Raw genomic sequence first — 18447 nt, forward strand, 5'->3', positions numbered from 1 at the left:
TATGACTCCAAAGCAGTACCCGACCCGGTTGCCTTGCGGCAACCGGGTTCTTGATTTGTCCCTTACCCATGTCATGGGTATCCTCAATATCACGCCAGACTCCTTCTCCGATGGCGGCCGCTTCACTCAGCGTGACGCGGCATTGCGCCACGCGGAGGCGATGGTTGCCGCAGGCGCTACGCTGATCGATGTGGGCGGTGAGTCCACTCGGCCGGGCGCGCGAGCGGTGTCTCCTGTCGAAGAGCTGGAGCGCGTTGCGCCCATCGTCGAGGCCATCAGCCAGGCGCTGGATGTCATCATCTCCGTCGACACGTCGACCCCGGCCGTGATGCGCGAATCGGCTCGTCTCGGGGCGGGGCTGATTAACGATGTGCGATCGCTCAGTCGCGATGGCGCCCTGGATGCAGCGGCTGCCACAGGTTTGCCTGTGTGCTTGATGCACATGCGCGGTGAACCAGGCGACATGCAGAACAACCCGCATTACCAGAATGTCACGGTCGAAGTGTCGAGCTATCTTGAAGAACGGATGGCTGCGTGTGCGGCGGTGGGCATTGGTGCGGAGCGCATCATCCTGGATCCGGGCTTTGGGTTCGCAAAAAACCTGGCCCACAACCTTAGCCTGTTCAAGCACATGGAAGCGTTGTATCGCCTTGGCAGGCCTCTGCTGGTCGGCGTTTCACGCAAGAGCATGATTGGTCAGGCACTTGAGCGCCCGGTTGGGGAGCGGCTCTACGGCAGCCTCGCATTGGCTGCGCTGGCGATGACCAAAGGTGCCAGTATTTTACGCGTTCATGATGTCGCCGAAACCGTCGACGTAGTGCGGATGATCGCAGCGGTACAGGCCGCCGAATAAGAGTGACGGAGCATTTATGAGTAGAAAATATTTTGGTACCGACGGTATTCGTGGCCGCGTCGGTGTATACCCCATCACCCCTGATTTCATGCTCAAGCTGGGTTGGGCAGCGGGTATGGCCTTTCGCAAGATGGGCGCTTGCAGGGTGTTGGTGGGCAAGGACACGCGAATTTCGGGTTACATGTTCGAGTCGGCGCTGGAAGCAGGTCTCTCTGCTGCCGGTGCGGATGTCATGCTGCTTGGGCCGATGCCGACCCCGGCGATTGCCTACCTGACGCGTACCTTTCACGCCGAAGCGGGCATTGTCATCAGTGCCTCGCACAATCCGCACGATGATAACGGCATCAAGTTCTTCTCCGGCCAGGGTACCAAGCTGCCTGATGATATCGAGCTGATGATTGAAGAGTTGCTCGATCAGCCGATGACCGTGGTGGAGTCGAGCAAGCTGGGCAAGGTCTCGCGCATCAACGATGCTGCCGGGCGCTACATCGAGTTCTGCAAGAGCAGTGTGCCGACCAGTACCGATTTTGCCGGGCTCAAGCTTGTGGTTGATTGTGCTCATGGCGCTACCTACAAGGTTGCGCCTAGCGTGTTCCGCGAACTGGGTGCCAGCGTCACGGTGCTGCATGCGCAGCCGGACGGCCTGAACATCAATGAAGGTTGTGGCTCTACGCACATCGAATCGCTGCAGGCAGCGGTGCTGGTGGGGCACGCCGATCTTGGTATCGCCTTCGATGGTGATGGCGATCGTGTATTGATGGTCGACCATACCGGTGCGATCGTCGATGGTGACGAGCTGTTGTTCATCATTGCGCGTGACCTGCAGGAGCGCGGCAAGTTGCAGGGTGGCGTGGTGGGTACCCTGATGAGCAACCTGGGCCTTGAGTTGGCCTTGCAGGAGCTTTCCATACCGTTTGTGCGGGCGAAGGTTGGCGACCGCTACGTCATGGCTGAGCTGTTGGAGCGTGACTGGGTGGTTGGCGGCGAAAACTCCGGGCATGTCGTGTGCTGCAACCACACCACGACGGGCGATGCGATTATTGCTGCGTTGCAGGTCTTGTTGGCGCTCAAGCGTCGCGGCGAAACCTTGGCTCAGGCGCGTCAGGCTTTGCGCAAGTGCCCACAGGTTCTGATCAACGTGCGTTTTGGTGACAGCAAGGTCGATCCGGTTGAGCACCCTGTCGTCAAGGAAGCCTGTGCGCGTGTTACAGAGGCAATGGCGGGGCGTGGGCGGGTATTGCTGCGCAAATCCGGTACTGAGCCGCTGGTGCGCGTGATGGTCGAAGGTGACGATGAAGCACAGGTGCGTGGTTACGCCGAAGAGCTGGCAGCGCTGGTTGGTGAAGTTTGCGTCTGATTAGCGCTTGCCAGCGTTGAAAGGGTTGGGTAAGATCTGCGCCCACTTTGACCGACGAGGTACAGCATGCGTCGCCCTATGGTAGCTGGTAACTGGAAGATGCACGGTACCCGCGCCAGCGTCGCTGAGCTGATCAAGGGCTTGAGTGATTTAGCCCTGCCGAGCGGTGTTGAAGTAGCGGTTTTCCCGCCCTGTCTCTACATCAATCAAGTGATTGAAGGGTTGCAGGGTAAGTCGGTCGCCGTCGGTGCACAGAACTCCGCAGTGGAGTCTATGCAGGGCGCGCTGACCGGTGAAACTGCACCGAGCCAGTTGGTCGATGCAGGATGTAGTTTTGTGTTGGTTGGGCATTCGGAGCGTCGCCAGTTCATGGGCGAAACTGACGCAACGCTCAACCGCAAGTTTGCAGCCGCTCAGGCCTGTGGCCTGACGCCAGTGTTGTGTATAGGGGAAACCCTGGAAGAGCGCGAGGCGGGCAAGACGCTTGAGGTTGTAGGGCGTCAGCTGGGTAGCATCATCGAGGAGCTCGGTGTTGGTGCCTTTGCCAAAGCGGTGATTGCTTATGAGCCTGTATGGGCCATTGGCACCGGCCTTACGGCCACGCCACAGCAGGCGCAGGATGTGCATAAAGCCATTCGTGAGCAGCTGGCGGCAGAGAATACTGAAGTCGCAGGAAATGTGCGGCTTCTATACGGCGGCAGCGTGAAGGCGGCCAATGCGGCTGAGCTGTTCGGCATGCCGGATATCGATGGGGGGCTCATAGGTGGAGCTTCCCTGAACGCAGACGAATTCGGTGCAATTTGTCGCGCCGCAGGAAACTGAGAAATGCTCGAAACCGTCGTAGTTGTTTTGCATCTGTTGGGCGCGCTGGGTTTGGTGGTACTGGTGTTGTTGCAACAGGGTAAAGGTGCAGAGGCTGGTGCATCTTTCGGCGCAGGTGCTTCAAATACTGTGTTCGGAAGCCAAGGTTCTGCTACCTTTCTGAGTAAGTTTACTGCTATACTAGCTGCATCTTTCTTCTTAACTGCTCTTGGGTTAGGATACTTTGCTAAAGAGAAAGCTCATGAGCTGACTCAGGTAGGATTGCCAGATCCAGCGGTTCTGGAAGTTCAGAAAAAACCAGCGGCAGATGATGTGCCGGTGCTTCAAGAGCAAAAAGGTAATGTCGGTAATACTGATGTTCCTCCAGCTCAAGAGAAGAAGTAAAAAGCGTCAAATGTAGTATTGCCGAGGTGGTGGAATTGGTAGACACGCAACCTTGAGGTGGTTGTGCCCATAGGGTGTAGGGGTTCGAGTCCCCTTCTCGGTACCAATTAAAACAAGACAGCCCGCTACATGCGGGCTTTCTTGTCGGTGGAGGTTAGATTGACCCCTTGGTGGGTTCGGTCGTATACTTTCGCCCCAGCTTTGTCGCGGGGTGGAGCAGTCTGGTAGCTCGTCGGGCTCATAACCCGAAGGTCGTTGGTTCAAATCCAGCCCCCGCAACCAGTCCCAAGCGGAGCCCCTTTTCAGGGGCTTTTTGCTAGCTGGACAGTTCTTAGCGCCGGTATTCAGCGGCGTATCCGGGATGGGCGCTTTGCCCATTTTTTATTTGCATAGCATGCACGAGGGGGTTCAGGTGTCGAGCAAGCTAGAACAGTTGCAGGCCTTGTTGGCCCCGGTGGTCGAGGCTCTTGGCTATCAATGCTGGGGGATCGAATTCATCTCTCAAGGCAAGCATTCGGTACTGCGTATCTATATCGACAAGGCAGATGGCATTCTGGTCGACGACTGTGAAGTGGTCAGTCGCCAGGTGAGTGGCATTCTGGATGTCGAAGATCCGATCAGTTCCGAATACACCCTTGAAGTGTCCTCTCCTGGCATGGATCGCCCGCTGTTCACTTTGGAACAGTTCGCTTCGCATGCCGGCGAACAAGTGAAGATCAAGCTGCGTACGCCCTTTGAAGGTCGTCGTAACTTTCAGGGCCTTCTCCGTGGAGTGGAGGAGCAGGATGTGGTGGTCCAGGTGGATAGCCATGAGTTCCTGTTGCCGATCGACTCGATCGACAAGGCCAACATTATTCCCAGTTTTGACTGAGACGTGCCGGATACCGCGTAGTCCGCGGATCCAATGGCGTGCGAAAGGCGAGGCGTACGATGAGCAAAGAAGTACTGCTGGTTGTTGAGTCGGTATCCAACGAAAAGGGCGTACCGGCCGGCGTAATTTTTGAAGCGCTGGAAGTGGCTCTGGCCACTGCAACCAAGAAACGTTTTGAAGATGAAGTCGACCTGCGTGTGGAAATCAACCGCCACACGGGTAACTACGAGACTTTCCGTCGTTGGACTGTGGTCGAAGACGAAGATCTGGACGATCCAGCGATTGAACTTGCCGTTGATCAGGCCCAGGCGAAAAAGCCGGGTGCCGTTGCTGGCGAGATCATCGAGGAAAAGATCGAATCCATTGAGTTCGGCCGCATTGCTGCTCAAACTGCCAAGCAGGTTATCGTGCAGAAAGTGCGTGAAGCCGAGCGTGCGCAGGTCGTCGACGCTTATCGTGAGCGTCTGGGCGAGATCATTTCCGGCACCGTCAAGAAAGTCACCCGCGACAACGTTATCGTCGACCTGGGCAACAACGCTGAAGCGTTGCTGGCCCGTGAAGACATCATTTCGCGCGAAACCTTCCGTGTGGGTGTGCGTCTGCGTGCACTGCTCAAGGAAATTCGTACCGAGAACCGTGGCCCGCAACTGATTCTGTCGCGTACTGCGCCACAGATGCTGATCGAGCTTTTCCGCATTGAGGTGCCGGAAATTGCCGAAGGCCTGATCGAAGTCATGGGCGCCTCTCGCGACCCAGGCTCGCGGGCCAAGATCGCCGTTCGCTCCAAAGACAAGCGCATTGACCCACAAGGTGCGTGTATTGGCATGCGTGGTTCGCGTGTTCAGGCAGTTTCTGGCGAATTGGGCGGCGAGCGCGTGGATATCGTCCTGTGGGACGACAACCCGGCGCAGTTTGTCATCAACGCCATGTCACCGGCTGAAGTCGCGGCGATCATTGTTGATGAAGATGCCCACGCCATGGATATCGCCGTGGCGGCGGACAACCTGGCCCAGGCCATCGGCCGTGGCGGTCAGAACGTGCGTCTGGCCAGCCAGCTGACCGGCTGGACGCTGAACGTGATGACCGAGTCGGACATTCAGGCCAAGCAACAAGCTGAAACCGGCGACATCCTGCGTAACTTCATCGACGAGCTGGAAGTTGATGAAGAGCTGGCGCAGGTGCTGGTTGACGAAGGCTTCACCAGCCTGGAAGAAATTGCCTACGTACCGCTGGAAGAAATGCTCAACATCGATGGCTTTGACGAGGAGATCGTCAACGAGCTCCGCGCTCGGGCCAAGGACCGTCTGTTGACCAAGGCCATCGCTACAGAGGAAAAACTGGCAGACGCCCACCCGGCCGAAGACCTGCTCTCTCTTGAGGGTATGGACAACGACCTGGCAGCGGAACTGGCGGTGCGCGGCGTGGTTACCCGCGAAGACCTGGCCGAGCAGTCGATCGACGACCTGCTCGACATCGACGGCATCGACGAAGAGCGTGCCGGCAAGTTGATCATGGCCGCCCGAGCCCACTGGTTCGAGTAATTAGGCTGGCCTGAGGAGAGAAGTGCATGACGCAAGTCACGGTGAAAGAATTGGCCCAAGAGGTCGCTGCACCGGTAGAGCGCCTGCTGCAGCAGATGCGTGAGGCAGGTCTGCCGCACACCGACGCCGGTCAGGTAGTGACCGACAGTGAGAAGCAGGCTCTGCTGACTCATTTGAAAAGCAGCCACAAGGCGAAAGTGGAAGAACCGCGCAAGATCACCTTGCAGCGCAAGACCACCAGCACCCTGCGTGTTGCCGGTAGCAAAAGCATCAGCGTAGAAGTACGCAAGAAGAAAGTATTTGTGCAACGCAGCCCGGAAGAGATCCAGGCCGAGCAGAAGCGCGAGCTGGACGAACGCCGTGCCGTGGAAAACGCCGCACGTGAGAAGGCTGAAGCCGAAGCACGTCAACGTGCCCAGGAAGAAGCCCGTCGTCAGCCTGCAGCGACTGAGGCCGTAGCGGCCGCGCCGGTCGCAGCAGCGCCTGCCGCTGTTTCTCCGGCCGACGCTGCTCCAGCACCGGTTGCCGATCGCAAGAAAGACGAAAGCCGTCGTAGCGACAAGGCGCGTGACGACGATCGTCGTGGCGAGCGCCGCAACGAAGCGCCACGTGTTTCGGTCAAGGTCAAGGAAAAGGAAAAGGCGCCTACGCCGCGTGCTGCTCCGCGTACTACCGAAGAAGAAAGCGATGGCTTCCGTCGCGGTGGTCGTGGCAAGGGCAAGCCGAAGAAGCGTAACGCGCACGGCTTCCAGAGCCCGACTGGTCCGGTAATCCGTGACGTGGTGATCGGCGAGACCATCACGGTTTCTGAACTGGCCCAACAGATGTCGGTCAAGGCCGCTGAAGTGGTCAAGTTCATGTTCAAGCTGGGCACTCCGGTGACCATCAACCAGGTTCTCGATCAGGAAACCGCACAGCTGGTTGCTGAAGAGCTGGGCCACAACGTCAAACTGGTCAGCGACAACGCCCTGGAAGATTCCCTGGCCGAGTCCCTGAAGTTTGAAGGTGAGTCGTTCGCTCGTGCGCCGGTTGTTACCGTAATGGGTCACGTTGACCACGGTAAGACCTCGCTGCTCGACTACATCCGTCGTGCCAAGGTAGCTGCTGGCGAAGCCGGTGGTATTACCCAGCACATCGGTGCTTACCACGTTGAAACCGACCGCGGCATGGTCACGTTCCTCGATACCCCAGGCCACGCTGCGTTCACCGCAATGCGTGCCCGTGGTGCCAAGGCAACCGACATCGTGATCCTCGTGGTCGCGGCTGACGACGGTGTAATGCCGCAGACCATTGAAGCAGTCCAGCATGCCAAGGCTGCCGGTGTTCCTCTGGTTGTTGCCGTGAACAAGATCGACAAGCCGGGTGCAGATCTCGATCGCATCCGTAACGAGTTGTCTGTTCAGGGCGTTACCTCCGAAGAGTGGGGCGGTGATACACCATTCGTTCCTGTCTCGGCGAAGATGGGTACTGGCGTCGACGAGTTGCTTGAAGCCGTTCTGCTGCAGGCTGAGATTCTCGAGCTCAAGGCAACGCCTTCGGCACCGGGTCGGGGCGTGGTAGTTGAATCGCGTCTGGACAAAGGCCGTGGCCCAGTGGCTACCGTGCTGGTTCAGGACGGTACTCTGCGTCAGGGCGACATGGTTCTGTGCGGTTCGAACTTCGGCCGTGTACGTGCCATGCTTGACGAGAACGGCAAGCCTGTGAAGGAAGCGGGCCCGTCGATTCCGGTCGAGATCCTTGGTCTTGATGGCACTCCAGAGGCCGGCGATGAGCTGAGCGTGGTGGCTGACGAGAAGAAGGCCCGTGAAGTTGCACTGTTCCGTCAAGGCAAGTACCGCGAAGTCAAACTGGCTCGCGCGCATGCCGGCAAACTCGAGAACATCTTCGAGAACATGGGGCAGGAAGAGAAGAAGACCCTCAACATCGTCCTCAAGGCCGATGTTCGTGGTTCTCTCGAGGCGCTGCAAGGTTCCTTGAGCGGTCTGGGCAACGACGAAGTACAAGTGCGCGTAGTGGGCGGCGGCGTCGGTGGTATCACCGAAAGCGATGCCAACCTGGCACTGGCTTCCAATGCAGTACTGTTCGGCTTCAACGTGCGTGCTGATGCTGGCGCGCGCAAGATCGTCGAGCAGGAAGGTCTGGATATGCGTTACTACAACGTGATCTACGACATCATTGAAGACGTCAAGAAAGCCCTGACCGGTATGCTCGGCAGCGATGTTCGCGAGAACATCCTCGGTATCGCAGAAGTGCGTGACGTGTTCCGCTCGCCGAAGTTCGGTGCTATCGCCGGTTGCATGGTGGTCGAAGGTACGGTTCACCGTAACCGTCCGATCCGTGTACTGCGTGAAGACATCGTTATCTTCGAAGGCGAACTGGAATCGCTGCGTCGCTTCAAGGACGATATGTCCGAAGTCCGTGCCGGCATGGAATGCGGTATTGGCGTCAAGAGCTACAACGACGTCAAGGTTGGCGACAAGATCGAAGTCTTCGAGAAAGTCCAAGTCGCTCGCACGCTCTAAGCCGCGAGCTTGGGAGCCGTATGTTGATCGCCGCAAGGCGCCCGCAGCGGCTCTGAACGCAACGCCCGGTCCGGCTTCAGCCTGGCCGGGCGTTTGCCGCTTCAGTTACAGGTAGCAAACATGGCAAAAGAATATAGCCGTACCCAACGTATTGGCGATCAGATGCAGCGTGAGCTTGCGCAGCTGATCCGTCGTGAAGTCAAGGATCCGCGTGTTGGTCTGGTGACCATCACTGCCGTCGATGTCAGTCGTGATGTTGGCCATGCCAAGGTGTTCATCACCGTGATGGGGCAGGATGGTGCAGAAAACATCGCGCAGAGCTTGAAAGTTCTGAACTCCGCCGCAGGTTTCCTGCGCATGCAACTCGGTCGTGAAATGAAGTTGCGCAGTGTGCCGCAACTGCACTTCCACTATGACGAAAGTGTCTCCCGTGGCGCCCACCTGTCGGCGTTGATCGAGCGTGCCGTAGCAGAAGACAGCCAGCATCAGGATGGCGGTACTTCCCTGGACACCAAGGAGTAAGCGGTGGCTCAGGTCAAGCGTATCCGTCGTAACGTCAGTGGCATCATCCTGCTCGACAAGCCGCTGGGGTTTACCTCCAACGCCGCTTTGCAGAAGGTGCGCTGGCTGCTCAATGCTGAAAAGGCAGGCCATACGGGGAGCCTCGACCCACTGGCCAGTGGCGTATTGCCGCTGTGCTTCGGTGAGGCGACGAAGTTTTCCCAGTACTTGCTCGATTCTGACAAGGGTTACGAAACAGTCATGCAATTGGGCATGACCACCAGCACTGCCGATGCTGAAGGTGAAGTGCTGCAGACTCGCGAAGTGACCGTTGGTCGCGCCGATATCGAAGCTGTTTTGCCACAATTTCGTGGTCAAATCAGTCAGATACCGCCGATGTACTCTGCGCTCAAGCGTGACGGGCAGCCGCTGTACAAGCTGGCACGCGCAGGTGAAGTAGTGGAGCGTGAAGCACGTTCTGTTACTATTGATCGCCTGGAACTGCTTGAGTGTGAAGGTAGCCGCGCTCGTCTTTCGGTGGGCTGCAGTAAAGGTACGTACATCCGTACCCTGGTCGAGGACATCGGCGAGCAGTTGGGCTGTGGCGCCTATGTTGCAGAACTGCGCCGCACGCATGCCGGGCCATTCAGCCTGGCACAGACTGTGACCCTCGAAGAACTCGAGCAGGTTCACGCCGAAGGCGGTAATGAAGCGGTTGATCGCTTTCTGTTACCGTCCGATAGCGGTCTGCAAGATTGGCCTCTGCTCAAGTTTTCCGAGCACAGTGCCTTCTACTGGCTGCATGGTCAGCCGGTAAGGGCTCCGGACGCGCCGAAATTCGGCATGGTCCGCGTACAGGATCACAACGGTCGCTTCATCGGTATTGGTGAAGTGAGCGAAGACGGGCGAATTGCGCCGCGTCGACTGATTCGGTCTGAATGATCGAAACCAACGGTATCAGGCTTCGGCGTGATACCTGCGGGACAGAGGATGGCTGTTAATAGGCACGGTTATTCCTCACTTTTATGAATACAGGGATCCGTCCCTGGCCTATTGGAAACCGGTTTCGGTTTCCCTTGATTTGGAGAAGCCAGATGGCACTCAGCGTTGAAGAAAAAGCTCAAATCGTCGGCGAATACCAGCAAGCAGCCGGTGACACCGGTTCGCCAGAAGTGCAAGTTGCACTGCTGACCGCCAACATCAACAAGCTGCAAGGCCACTTCAAGGCCAACGGCAAAGACCACCACTCCCGTCGTGGTCTGATCCGTATGGTAAACCAGCGTCGTAAGCTGCTGGACTACCTGAAGGGTAAAGACGCCACTCGTTACAGCGCCCTGATCGGTCGTCTGGGTCTGCGTCGCTAATAGCGTCCTGGCCAGTGGTGTGCTCGGCGTGTTGCATTCTTCAGCCACGGTACGTTGTACCTGGGTTGATGAACACGCCGCGCGTATCTATGAGGTTGGCTGTCTGTTCTGCCTGAGCGGTTTCCGCGCAGTCAGGGCAGGCTCCCAACCTCTAGTTTTATCTGGACGGTCAATGGGGCCGATTCCCCGTTCTGCCCAAGAATTCGCAAGAACAAGTTCCCCTAGAGCCACTGAAAAAAGGTAGGAAACCGTGAACCCGGTAATCAAGAAATTCCAATTCGGTCAATCGACCGTTACCCTCGAGACGGGCCGTATTGCTCGTCAAGCCTCCGGCGCCGTATTGGTCACCGTCGACAACGATGTCACCGTACTGGTGACCGTGGTCGGTGCCAAACAGGCTGATCCAGGCAAGGGCTTTTTCCCTCTGTCCGTTCACTATCAGGAAAAGACCTACGCCGCCGGCAAGATCCCTGGTGGTTTCTTCAAGCGTGAAGGCCGTCCTTCCGAGAAAGAAACCCTGACTTCGCGTTTGATCGACCGTCCGATCCGCCCGCTGTTCCCAGAAGGTTTCATGAACGAAGTGCAGGTTGTCTGCACCGTCGTTTCCACCAGCAAGAAGACCGATCCGGACATCGCTGCGATGATCGGTACTTCGGCTGCCCTGGCGATCTCCGGTATTCCGTTTGATGGCCCGATCGGCGCTGCCCGTGTTGCTTACCACGAAAGCACCGGCTACCTGCTGAACCCAACTTACGAGCAACTGGCTGCCTCGAGCCTGGACATGGTCGTTGCCGGTACTTCCGACGCGGTACTGATGGTTGAATCGGAAGCCAAAGAGCTGACCGAAGACCAGATGCTGGGCGCCGTGCTGTTCGCTCATGACGAGTTCCAGGCTGTTATCCAGGCCGTCAAAGAGCTCGCTGCCGAAGCTGCCAAGCCTACCTGGGACTGGAAAGCACCGGTTGCCAACACCGAACTGCTGAACGCAATCCGCGCCGAGTTCGGCGAAGCCGTTTCCCAGGCTTACACCATCACCGTCAAGGCCGATCGCTACGCTCGCCTGGGCGAACTGCGTGACCAGGTTGTCGCCAAGTTCTCCGGTGAAGAAGGTCAGCCTAGCGCTGGTGAAGTCAAAGAAATCTTTGGCGAAATCGAATACCGCACCGTTCGCGAAAACATCGTCAATGGCAAGCCACGTATCGACGGTCGCGACACCAAGACCGTACGTCCGCTGAACATCGAAGTCGGTGTACTGTCGAAGACTCACGGTTCGGCATTGTTCACCCGTGGCGAGACCCAGGCTCTGGTTGTTGCAACACTGGGTACTGCCCGTGACGCGCAGCTGCTGGACACCCTTGAAGGCGAGAAAAAAGACCCCTTCATGCTGCACTACAACTTCCCTCCGTTCTCGGTAGGTGAGTGTGGTCGTATGGGTGGTGCAGGTCGTCGTGAAATCGGTCACGGCCGTCTGGCTCGCCGTTCGGTTCAGGCCATGCTGCCAGCTGCCGACGTATTCCCGTACACCATTCGTGTCGTCTCGGAAATCACCGAGTCCAATGGTTCCAGCTCCATGGCTTCGGTCTGTGGTGCATCGCTGGCACTGATGGACGCTGGTGTACCGATGAAGGCACCGGTTGCCGGTATCGCCATGGGTCTGGTTAAAGAAGGCGAGAAGTTCGCCATCCTGACCGACATCCTGGGTGACGAAGACCACCTGGGCGACATGGACTTCAAGGTAGCCGGTACCGCCAAAGGTGTTACCGCGCTGCAGATGGACATCAAGATCAACGGCATCACCGAAGAGATCATGGAAATCGCTCTGGGCCAAGCCCTGGAAGCGCGCCTGAACATCCTCGGTCAGATGAACCAGGTCATTGGTCAGTCCCGTAGCGAACTGTCGGAAAATGCTCCGACCATGATCGCGATGAAGATTGATACCGACAAGATTCGTGATGTTATCGGTAAAGGCGGCGCGACCATCCGTGCTATCTGTGAAGAGACCAAGGCTTCGATCGATATCGAAGACGACGGCTCGATCAAGATCTTTGGTGAAACCAAGGATGCGGCAGAAGCGGCTCGCCAGCGCGTACTGAGCATTACTGCCGAAGCCGAGATCGGCAAGATCTACGTCGGCAAGGTTGAGCGCATCGTTGACTTCGGTGCCTTCGTCAACATCCTGCCGGGCAAGGACGGTCTGGTTCACATCTCGATGCTGAGCGATGCTCGTGTCGAGAAAGTGACCGACATCCTGAAAGAAGGCCAGGAAGTTGAAGTACTGGTACTGGACGTGGACAACCGCGGCCGTATCAAGCTGTCGATCAAAGATGTTGCAGCAGCCAAGGCTTCGGGCGTCTAAGCTCAAAGCGTTGAAGAAAGGACCCTACGGGGTCCTTTTTTTATGGGCGGAGTTCGCCGTGTACGTGCTTGCATCCTGCATGCTTCAAAAAGGAGTGTCTTGTATGAAGAAGTTCGTTATTGCTGCCGCTACTGTTACCGCGCTGATGTTGGCTAACGTGACCTTTGCTCAAGCGCCGCTGACGGTTGCGGCGGGTGAGATGACCAAGGCAACAGAGGCTACTTCCGATACCTGGATCACCACGAAGGTCAAAGCAGACCTGATGACGGAGAAGGGGGTGCCGGGTTCGGACATCTCTGTAGAAACCAACAGCGGCGTAGTTTCCCTGTCGTCAAAGGTGCCTTTGACCCAATCCCAGAAAGACGCAGCAGTCTCGATTGCCAAAAAAATAAAGGGGGTTAAGGCGGTATCGGCTGAAGGCCTGAGAACTTATTAAGCTGAACCCCGGCCATTGAGCCGGGGTTTTAAGCAGGCGTTTGAGGAGCGCTTACTCGGAGTCCAGATGCAACTGCGAGATTACCCGGCCATCGGCTTCGGCTTGCCCCAGCGTGGCATCGACGAAGTACACGCGCTGGTCTTCAAGCTTGCCCTGGTCGACCAGGTAATCCTTGATGCTGCTGGCGCGCGCCTGGCCCAGTTGACGCAGCAACAGGGGGCTTTCAGCCCACGACGTGATCACCGCGTTGCGCAGGTTGTCTGTGCGCTCTTTACGGCTCAACTGTTCCCACTGCGCGGGCGGTTGTTGTTTGAGGCGCGAGCGGTAGATCGCCTCAAGCATCGCGGGTTTCTCATCATCTGGCACCTGCAGTTGAGTGGCTTGTGCCGGGACCTTGTCGCCTCGCCGTTGCAGCATCTTGTAGTAGGTAGCCTGATACTCGCGCTCCAGACGCTGCTCGGCAATCAGCGGGCCGTCACTGCTCTGGGCGCTGGTACCTTCGATTTCCAGGCGCAATTCCGGGCGCGCCTTGAGTGCGCTGGCGAGTTTTTCCAGGGCTCCTTTGGCGTCGCTGCTCAAGTCACTTGAGCCTGGAGTAAAGGCGACGCTTCCGAGGTCTTGGGCGTCGCCGCCACTGACGAGCCCGCCAATGAACTTGAACGGTGCCTGGGCGGCTCGCATGACGAGGTTTCGTAATGTCTGCCAGACAATCGGCATCACGCTGAACTGAGGGTTGTTCAAGTCGCCGGAGATTGGCAACTCAATGGAGATTTTGCCTTCGGTGTCCTTGAGCAGTGCGACGGCAAGGCGAATCGGCAAGTCTACGGCATCAGGGCTGTCTACCTTTTCACCCAGTTGCAGTTGTTCAAGCACCAGTTTGTTCTCGGCCTTGAGCTGGCCCTTGGTGATCAGATAATGCAGGTCCAGATTCAGGCGACCCTTGCGGATGCGGTAGCCGGCAAATTTGCCCGAGTAAGGGGTCAGGGTGGTCAGCTCGACGCGTTTGAAGCTGGTGGCGATGTCCAGGCTGGCCATGGGGTCGAAGGGGTTCAGCGCGCCCTTGATGGTGACGGGCGCATAGCGGTCGACCTTACCTTTGATATCGACATTGGCAGGTTTCGGTTGCCGGTTGTCGATGGTGCCGATCCGGCCGTTGAGTTGCTGGATCGCCGTGGCGAAGTTGGGCGTCAGGCTGAAGTCGGCGAAGTTGGCCGAGCCGTCGTTGATCGCGATTTCACCAATGTGAATGCCCAGCGGCTTGGCGCTGCTGGTAGACGTATTGCGGGCTTTCTGCGGGCTTCCAGCCGGTTGTGGTATCAACAGGTCATCGACACTGGTGGTGCGGTCTTCATTGATCATAAAGCGCGCATAGGGCTGTTGCAGGTTGACCTTGGCAATCGACAGCGCATCTCCATGACGGTACTCCAGGCCATCCAGATTCAACTGCTGCCATTTGACGAAATCGCGGTTCTTGATGGTGTCCAGCGTGTGCAGCTGATTGACCTGAGCCTTGCCCGTGATACTGAAGGCCAGCGGTGCCGTGTTCTTGAGGTCGACGTCGAGATCGCTGTTGAGCATGCCGCTGCGTAGCTCAAGGCGAATGAATGGGCTGATATAGGCTTGTGCGACACGAAGGTCGATATCCCGCGTAACGACATTCAGTTTACTGCTGACAGGTGCCAGATTGACGTCACCCGAGGCCTGCAGCTTGCCTTGCTTGCCTACTCCGGTATCGAGCTTCAGGGTGAAGGGCGACTGATTGAGGCTATCGAAGTTCTGCAGGTCCAGGTTAAGTGGGCCCACCTCCAGCGCGACCGGTTCCTTGTGGGTGCGGTCAGCCAGATGAACCTGATAGTTGCGCAACTGAACGTCACGCAGTAACACCTGCCATGGTTTGCTTGGGGTATTGGTGCCTGTCGTCTCTTTGGTGGCCGGCGTTGCGGTGGCCGGTTCAGTTTTCTCTGCAGGTTTTGCCTTGGCTGGCTGGCTGGCGAACAGCTTCTGCCAGTCGAGCTGACCATCGGCTTCAAGGGCTGCCCAGGTTTCCAGTTTCTCGCTGCGAATCTTGCCAACGGTGACCAACTGCTTGGCCAGGTCAATCGACGTGTCGCTGACCGACAGGCTGGCCAGGCGTACCAATGGCCTGCCATCGGGCGCATTGACTGCAAACGGCGCGACCTGAAGCGAGGTGTTGTCGAGCAGCAGCTCGGTTTCCTTGGACAGGTTCAGTTTGTAGTGGGTCTCAAAGCTGACACGCCCGTCTTCAAGTACCAACGGCACTATATCTCGGACATAAGGCCAGACGAGCTTCATCTTGCCGTCAGTAAACTTCAGCGTGCCTTCAGAGGCGATGGGCACCAGGCTGAACGTACCCTGCCAGTCGATCCGGCCGCCCTTGGGGCCTGCGGCGACCAGCGTCATGTCCGTGCTGTCGTCGGGCAGGGTGCTGAGGTTCTTCAGTTCCAGGTCCATCGAGTCGTAGAGAAATTCGATGGGTTCGCTGGGGCGCAGGTCTTCGAAATGCAGGTAACCGGCGTTGAGTTTGATGCTGCCAATACGCAGCGGGAAGGGCTCGCTCGCAGGCGTTTCGGCTTTTGGCTGGCTGGGTGGCAGCTTGAAGAGTTGGGTCAGATTGAGGCTGCCGTCCTTGGCAAACAGCAGTTCGGTACGTGGCTTGTCCAGTTCGACGTTCGCCAGGTGAAGCGCGCCGCTCCACAGGCTGTCGAGCTGCAGGTTGGCATACAAACGTTCAAAGCCGACCTGCTCCTTGCCCGGCTCACCGATCTGCAAGCCCCAGAGTGTCAGCTCCAGGCTGAACGGGTTGAGTTCCACGCGCTGCAGCTTGGCTGGTAGCGTGGCGTAGTTGGCTAATTGCTGGTTAGCAATTCGCAAGGCGACGCCGGGGAGAATCAGGAATCCAAGCAGGCTGTAAAGGGCCAGAGCGGCCAACAAGGCGCCGAGGGCGCGTTTCATTCCTTTGGGCATGTGCGGCGTCGTCTGTATCTAACGGAAGTGGTTGGAGTATGGCACGATAATTCGGTTCCGAAGATAGCGCCAAATCACCTCTTTCGTGCGTAAACGTCTATTTCAAAGGTGCAGAATCAACGTCTTTAGCGGTGGTTGGTTATCCATGGACGGGAAGTCGGCAGCCGGTGTCAGAACCTGCCACTCGCGCACTGGCCGGTTGTTTTTCTCGGCGCAGCGCAGCACCTGTGCGCGCCAGTCGTCGAGGCTGACCTTGGCCAGGTTGTTACAGCAGACCAGCACACCTCCTTCGGCAGTGCTCAACAGCGCCGGCTTGAGCAGGCTTTGATAGTCTCGCAACAGGTCGACGGTGCCGAAGGCACTCTTTGCCCAGGCAGGCGGGTCGAGAAATACCAGGTCGAATTGCCGTGGTTCCAGTCGCGGGTAGGGCGGCAGTTTGTGACCGCGTCGTTGGCTGACGGGTAGCCCGGCCAACTGGCGGATCGCCGGGAAGTAGTCGGACTGTATGAACTCCATGGGCGCAAGCGTTGGGTTCAGGGCTGCGTTTTCGCGACCTACAGCCAGGTTGCCTTCGGCGAAATCCAGGTTGCAGACCTCACGGGCACCCCCTGCGGCGGCACTCAAGCCAACCCCACAGGTATAGGCAAACAGGTTCAGTACGCGCTTGCCGGCGCTGTGCTGCTTGATCCAGCCACGGGCATTGCGCAAATCGAGAAACAACAGCGGATCCTGCCCCGAGTGACGGCCACGTACCCGATAGTTCAGCCCCCACTCATGGCCGACATGATCGGCCAGGGCCGCCTCGCTGGCCTGGTAGGCCGGGTCTCGACGGTCGATACGACTGTTGCCTTGGGAGCGGTCGTTGTAGACCAGCAGCAGCTCCAGGCCAAGTGATTGCTCGACGGTAGCATGCAGGTCGAGCAGGGCATCGTGATCGAGGGTCTGGTGAAAGCTCTGTACCAGCAACTGCGGGCCATAGCGGTCTACGGTCAGGCCGGCAGCGCCTTCCTGGCTACCATGGAACAGCCGGTAGCAGTCGGTCCCTTGGGCGTGGAGTTCGGCGAGAAGGCCGTTGCGGGAGTCGAGGGCGGCGCGCAGCGCCTGATTCAAGAGGGACATGCACGTAGCCTTGGTATTCGGGGCTGCAGTTTAACAGGAGAGGCCCAGGGTGAGCCTCTCCGGCGTACATCAGCGTTCGATCGTCAGGGCCACACCCTGCCCACCACCGATGCACAGCGTTGCCAGCCCTTTCCTGGCATCACGCTTGATCATTTCGTGCAACAGGGTGACCAGTATCCGGCAACCGGAAGCACCAATAGGGTGCCCCAATGCAATGGCACCACCGTTGACATTGACCTTGGCGGCATCCCAGCCCAGCTCTTTACCGACGGACAACGCTTGGGCGGCGAAGGCTTCGTTGGCTTCGATCAGGTCCAGGTCTGACAACGACCAGCCGGCTTTTTCAAGGCAGCGTCGAGTAGCATTTACAGGGCCAATGCCCATGATTGCAGGGTCAACTCCGGCGTTTGCATAGGCGGTGATACGGGCCAGTACCGGCAGCTCCAGTTCCTGGGCTTTAGCAGCACTCATCAGCAGCACGGCGGCAGCACCATCATTGAGTGACGACGCATTGCCAGCCGTGACACTGCCATCTTTCTTGAAGGCGGGCCTGAGCTTGCTCAACGACTCAGCGGTAGTGCCCGGGCGGGGCTGCTCGTCAGTGGCGAAAGCGATCGGATCGCCTTTGCGTTGCGGGATCAGGATCGGGGTGATCTCTTCAATGAAACGACCGCTTTCAATGGCTACGCTGGCTTTCTGCTGGGAGGCCGCTGCGAAGGCGTCCTGCTCCTCGCGGCTCAGGCCGTACTTTTCGACCAGGTTTTCGGCGGTGATGCCCATGTGGTAGTCGTTGAAAGCGTCCCACAAGCCATCACTGATCATACTGTCGATCAATGAGCTGTGGCCCATGCGCAGGCCGGTGCGCGCACCAGGCATGACATAGTTGGCAAGGCTCATGTTTTCCTGTCCGCCCGCGATGACCACGTCGGCATCGCCACACCGAATCGCTTGCGCAGCCAAGTGCACGGCTTTGAGCCCAGAGCCACATACCTTGTTGAGTGTCAGGGCGGGCACGGCGTGGGGCAGCCCGGCCTTGATCGCGGCTTGGCGGGCAGGGTTCTGACCGGCACCGGCAGTCAGAACCTGGCCGAAGATGACTTCGTCTACGAGTTCGGCGTCCAGGCCGGTCTGTGTCAGCAGCTGGCTGATAACCGCAGCCCCCAGATCAACGGCTGGAATAGCGGCCAGTGCTCCTTGGTAGCTACCAATGGCGGTACGGGTGGCGGCAACGATCACAACATCTTGCATGGCACAGGTCCTTAGTCTTGTTGGATGTGGTATCGGAACGGCAAAAGCCTGCTTTGGGCTTTGTTGGTAGGCATGGTGGCACAGATGG

The 18447-nt window shown here is 58.1% G+C and carries 15 protein-coding genes and 2 tRNA genes; 14 read left to right on the plus strand and 3 right to left on the minus strand.

From position 1 onward, the window contains the following. The first annotated feature begins 1 nt into the window (after position 1). The 14 genes from folP (at position 2) to EKA13_RS04840 (ending at position 13007) form a co-directional block, all read left to right on the plus strand. Entirely contained in the window at positions 2 to 853 is an 852-nt protein-coding gene (gene folP, locus EKA13_RS04775) for a dihydropteroate synthase (RefSeq protein ID WP_065758262.1), read from the plus strand. A gap of 16 nt (positions 854 to 869) precedes the next feature. Further along, on the plus strand, positions 870 to 2210 hold the full coding sequence (glmM, locus tag EKA13_RS04780; RefSeq protein ID WP_065758263.1) for a phosphoglucosamine mutase: 1341 nt from the start codon (positions 870 to 872) through the stop codon (positions 2208 to 2210). A gap of 66 nt (positions 2211 to 2276) precedes the next feature. Beyond that, positions 2277 to 3032, plus strand: coding sequence for a triose-phosphate isomerase (tpiA, locus tag EKA13_RS04785; RefSeq protein ID WP_065758264.1), 756 nt, complete (start codon positions 2277 to 2279; stop codon positions 3030 to 3032). Between the two features lie 3 nt (positions 3033 to 3035). Then, on the plus strand, positions 3036 to 3416 hold the full coding sequence (gene secG, locus EKA13_RS04790; RefSeq protein WP_065758265.1) for a preprotein translocase subunit SecG: 381 nt from the start codon (positions 3036 to 3038) through the stop codon (positions 3414 to 3416). Positions 3417 to 3436: 20 nt separating this feature from the next. Further along, a tRNA-Leu gene (locus EKA13_RS04795) sits at positions 3437 to 3522 on the plus strand. Between the two features lie 99 nt (positions 3523 to 3621). Beyond that, positions 3622 to 3698 (plus strand) — tRNA-Met (locus tag EKA13_RS04800). A 130-nt stretch (positions 3699 to 3828) separates the two neighbouring features. Beyond that, positions 3829 to 4287 carry a ribosome maturation factor RimP gene (gene rimP, locus EKA13_RS04805; protein ID WP_065758300.1) on the plus strand — a complete coding sequence of 153 codons (459 nt, stop codon included), beginning with the start codon at positions 3829 to 3831 and terminating at the stop codon, positions 4285 to 4287. Between the two features lie 59 nt (positions 4288 to 4346). Continuing rightward, complete coding sequence (gene nusA / locus EKA13_RS04810) at positions 4347 to 5828, plus strand: transcription termination factor NusA (RefSeq protein WP_065758266.1); 1482 nt, start codon at positions 4347 to 4349, stop codon at positions 5826 to 5828. Positions 5829 to 5854: 26 nt separating this feature from the next. After that, a complete protein-coding gene (gene infB / locus EKA13_RS04815; protein WP_065758267.1) occupies positions 5855 to 8350 on the plus strand; it encodes a translation initiation factor IF-2 in 2496 nt (831 codons plus the stop codon). A gap of 120 nt (positions 8351 to 8470) precedes the next feature. Then, complete coding sequence (gene rbfA, locus EKA13_RS04820; protein WP_065758268.1) at positions 8471 to 8872, plus strand: 30S ribosome-binding factor RbfA; 402 nt, start codon at positions 8471 to 8473, stop codon at positions 8870 to 8872. Between the two features lie 3 nt (positions 8873 to 8875). Next, positions 8876 to 9793, plus strand: coding sequence for a tRNA pseudouridine(55) synthase TruB (gene truB, locus EKA13_RS04825; RefSeq protein ID WP_065758269.1), 918 nt, complete (start codon positions 8876 to 8878; stop codon positions 9791 to 9793). Between the two features lie 152 nt (positions 9794 to 9945). Beyond that, the gene (gene rpsO, locus EKA13_RS04830; protein WP_065758270.1) at positions 9946 to 10215 is read left to right on the plus strand and encodes a 30S ribosomal protein S15; all 270 of its coding nucleotides are present in this window, start codon (positions 9946 to 9948) and stop codon (positions 10213 to 10215) included. A gap of 250 nt (positions 10216 to 10465) precedes the next feature. Next, the gene (gene pnp / locus EKA13_RS04835) at positions 10466 to 12571 is read left to right on the plus strand and encodes a polyribonucleotide nucleotidyltransferase (protein ID WP_065758271.1); all 2106 of its coding nucleotides are present in this window, start codon (positions 10466 to 10468) and stop codon (positions 12569 to 12571) included. 103 nt (positions 12572 to 12674) lie between these two features. Beyond that, complete coding sequence (locus EKA13_RS04840) at positions 12675 to 13007, plus strand: BON domain-containing protein (RefSeq protein WP_065758272.1); 333 nt, start codon at positions 12675 to 12677, stop codon at positions 13005 to 13007. A 51-nt stretch (positions 13008 to 13058) separates the two neighbouring features. Here EKA13_RS04840 and EKA13_RS04845 read toward each other — a convergent pair whose 3' ends face one another. The 3 genes from EKA13_RS04845 to EKA13_RS04855 all read right to left on the minus strand — a co-directional run bounded on the left by EKA13_RS04845 (position 13059) and on the right by EKA13_RS04855 (position 18359). Continuing rightward, positions 13059 to 15992 (minus strand): DUF748 domain-containing protein, encoded by a 2934-nt coding sequence (locus tag EKA13_RS04845; protein WP_065758273.1) that lies wholly within the window; start codon positions 15990 to 15992, stop codon positions 13059 to 13061. Positions 15993 to 16094: 102 nt separating this feature from the next. Beyond that, positions 16095 to 17111 (minus strand): class I SAM-dependent rRNA methyltransferase, encoded by a 1017-nt coding sequence (locus EKA13_RS04850; RefSeq protein ID WP_065758274.1) that lies wholly within the window; start codon positions 17109 to 17111, stop codon positions 16095 to 16097. A gap of 69 nt (positions 17112 to 17180) precedes the next feature. Next, positions 17181 to 18359, minus strand: a complete 1179-nt coding sequence (locus tag EKA13_RS04855; RefSeq protein ID WP_065758275.1) for an acetyl-CoA C-acetyltransferase — start codon at positions 18357 to 18359, stop codon at positions 17181 to 17183. Between the last annotated feature and the right edge of the window lie 88 nt (positions 18360 to 18447).

Source organism: Pseudomonas defluvii, from assembly GCF_001695625.1.
In the GTDB taxonomy this organism is placed as follows: domain Bacteria; phylum Pseudomonadota; class Gammaproteobacteria; order Pseudomonadales; family Pseudomonadaceae; genus Aquipseudomonas; species Aquipseudomonas defluvii.

Bases quoted from the DNA above. Each gene is read 5' to 3' on its own strand.
- folP (WP_065758262.1), top strand. From the start codon at position 2: ATGACTCCAAAGCAGTACCCGACCCGGTTGCCTTGCGGCAACCGGGTT.
- glmM (WP_065758263.1), top strand. From the start codon at position 870: ATGAGTAGAAAATATTTTGGTACCGACGGTATTCGTGGCCGCGTCGGT.
- tpiA (WP_065758264.1), top strand. From the start codon at position 2,277: ATGCGTCGCCCTATGGTAGCTGGTAACTGGAAGATGCACGGTACCCGC.
- secG (WP_065758265.1), top strand. From the start codon at position 3,036: ATGCTCGAAACCGTCGTAGTTGTTTTGCATCTGTTGGGCGCGCTGGGT.
- nusA (WP_065758266.1), top strand. From the start codon at position 4,347: ATGAGCAAAGAAGTACTGCTGGTTGTTGAGTCGGTATCCAACGAAAAG.
- infB (WP_065758267.1), top strand. From the start codon at position 5,855: ATGACGCAAGTCACGGTGAAAGAATTGGCCCAAGAGGTCGCTGCACCG.
- rbfA (WP_065758268.1), top strand. From the start codon at position 8,471: ATGGCAAAAGAATATAGCCGTACCCAACGTATTGGCGATCAGATGCAG.
- rpsO (WP_065758270.1), top strand. From the start codon at position 9,946: ATGGCACTCAGCGTTGAAGAAAAAGCTCAAATCGTCGGCGAATACCAG.
- EKA13_RS04840 (WP_065758272.1), top strand. From the start codon at position 12,675: ATGAAGAAGTTCGTTATTGCTGCCGCTACTGTTACCGCGCTGATGTTG.
- EKA13_RS04845 (WP_065758273.1), bottom strand. From the start codon at position 15,992: ATGCCCAAAGGAATGAAACGCGCCCTCGGCGCCTTGTTGGCCGCTCTG.
- EKA13_RS04850 (WP_065758274.1), bottom strand. From the start codon at position 17,111: ATGTCCCTCTTGAATCAGGCGCTGCGCGCCGCCCTCGACTCCCGCAAC.
- EKA13_RS04855 (WP_065758275.1), bottom strand. From the start codon at position 18,359: ATGCAAGATGTTGTGATCGTTGCCGCCACCCGTACCGCCATTGGTAGC.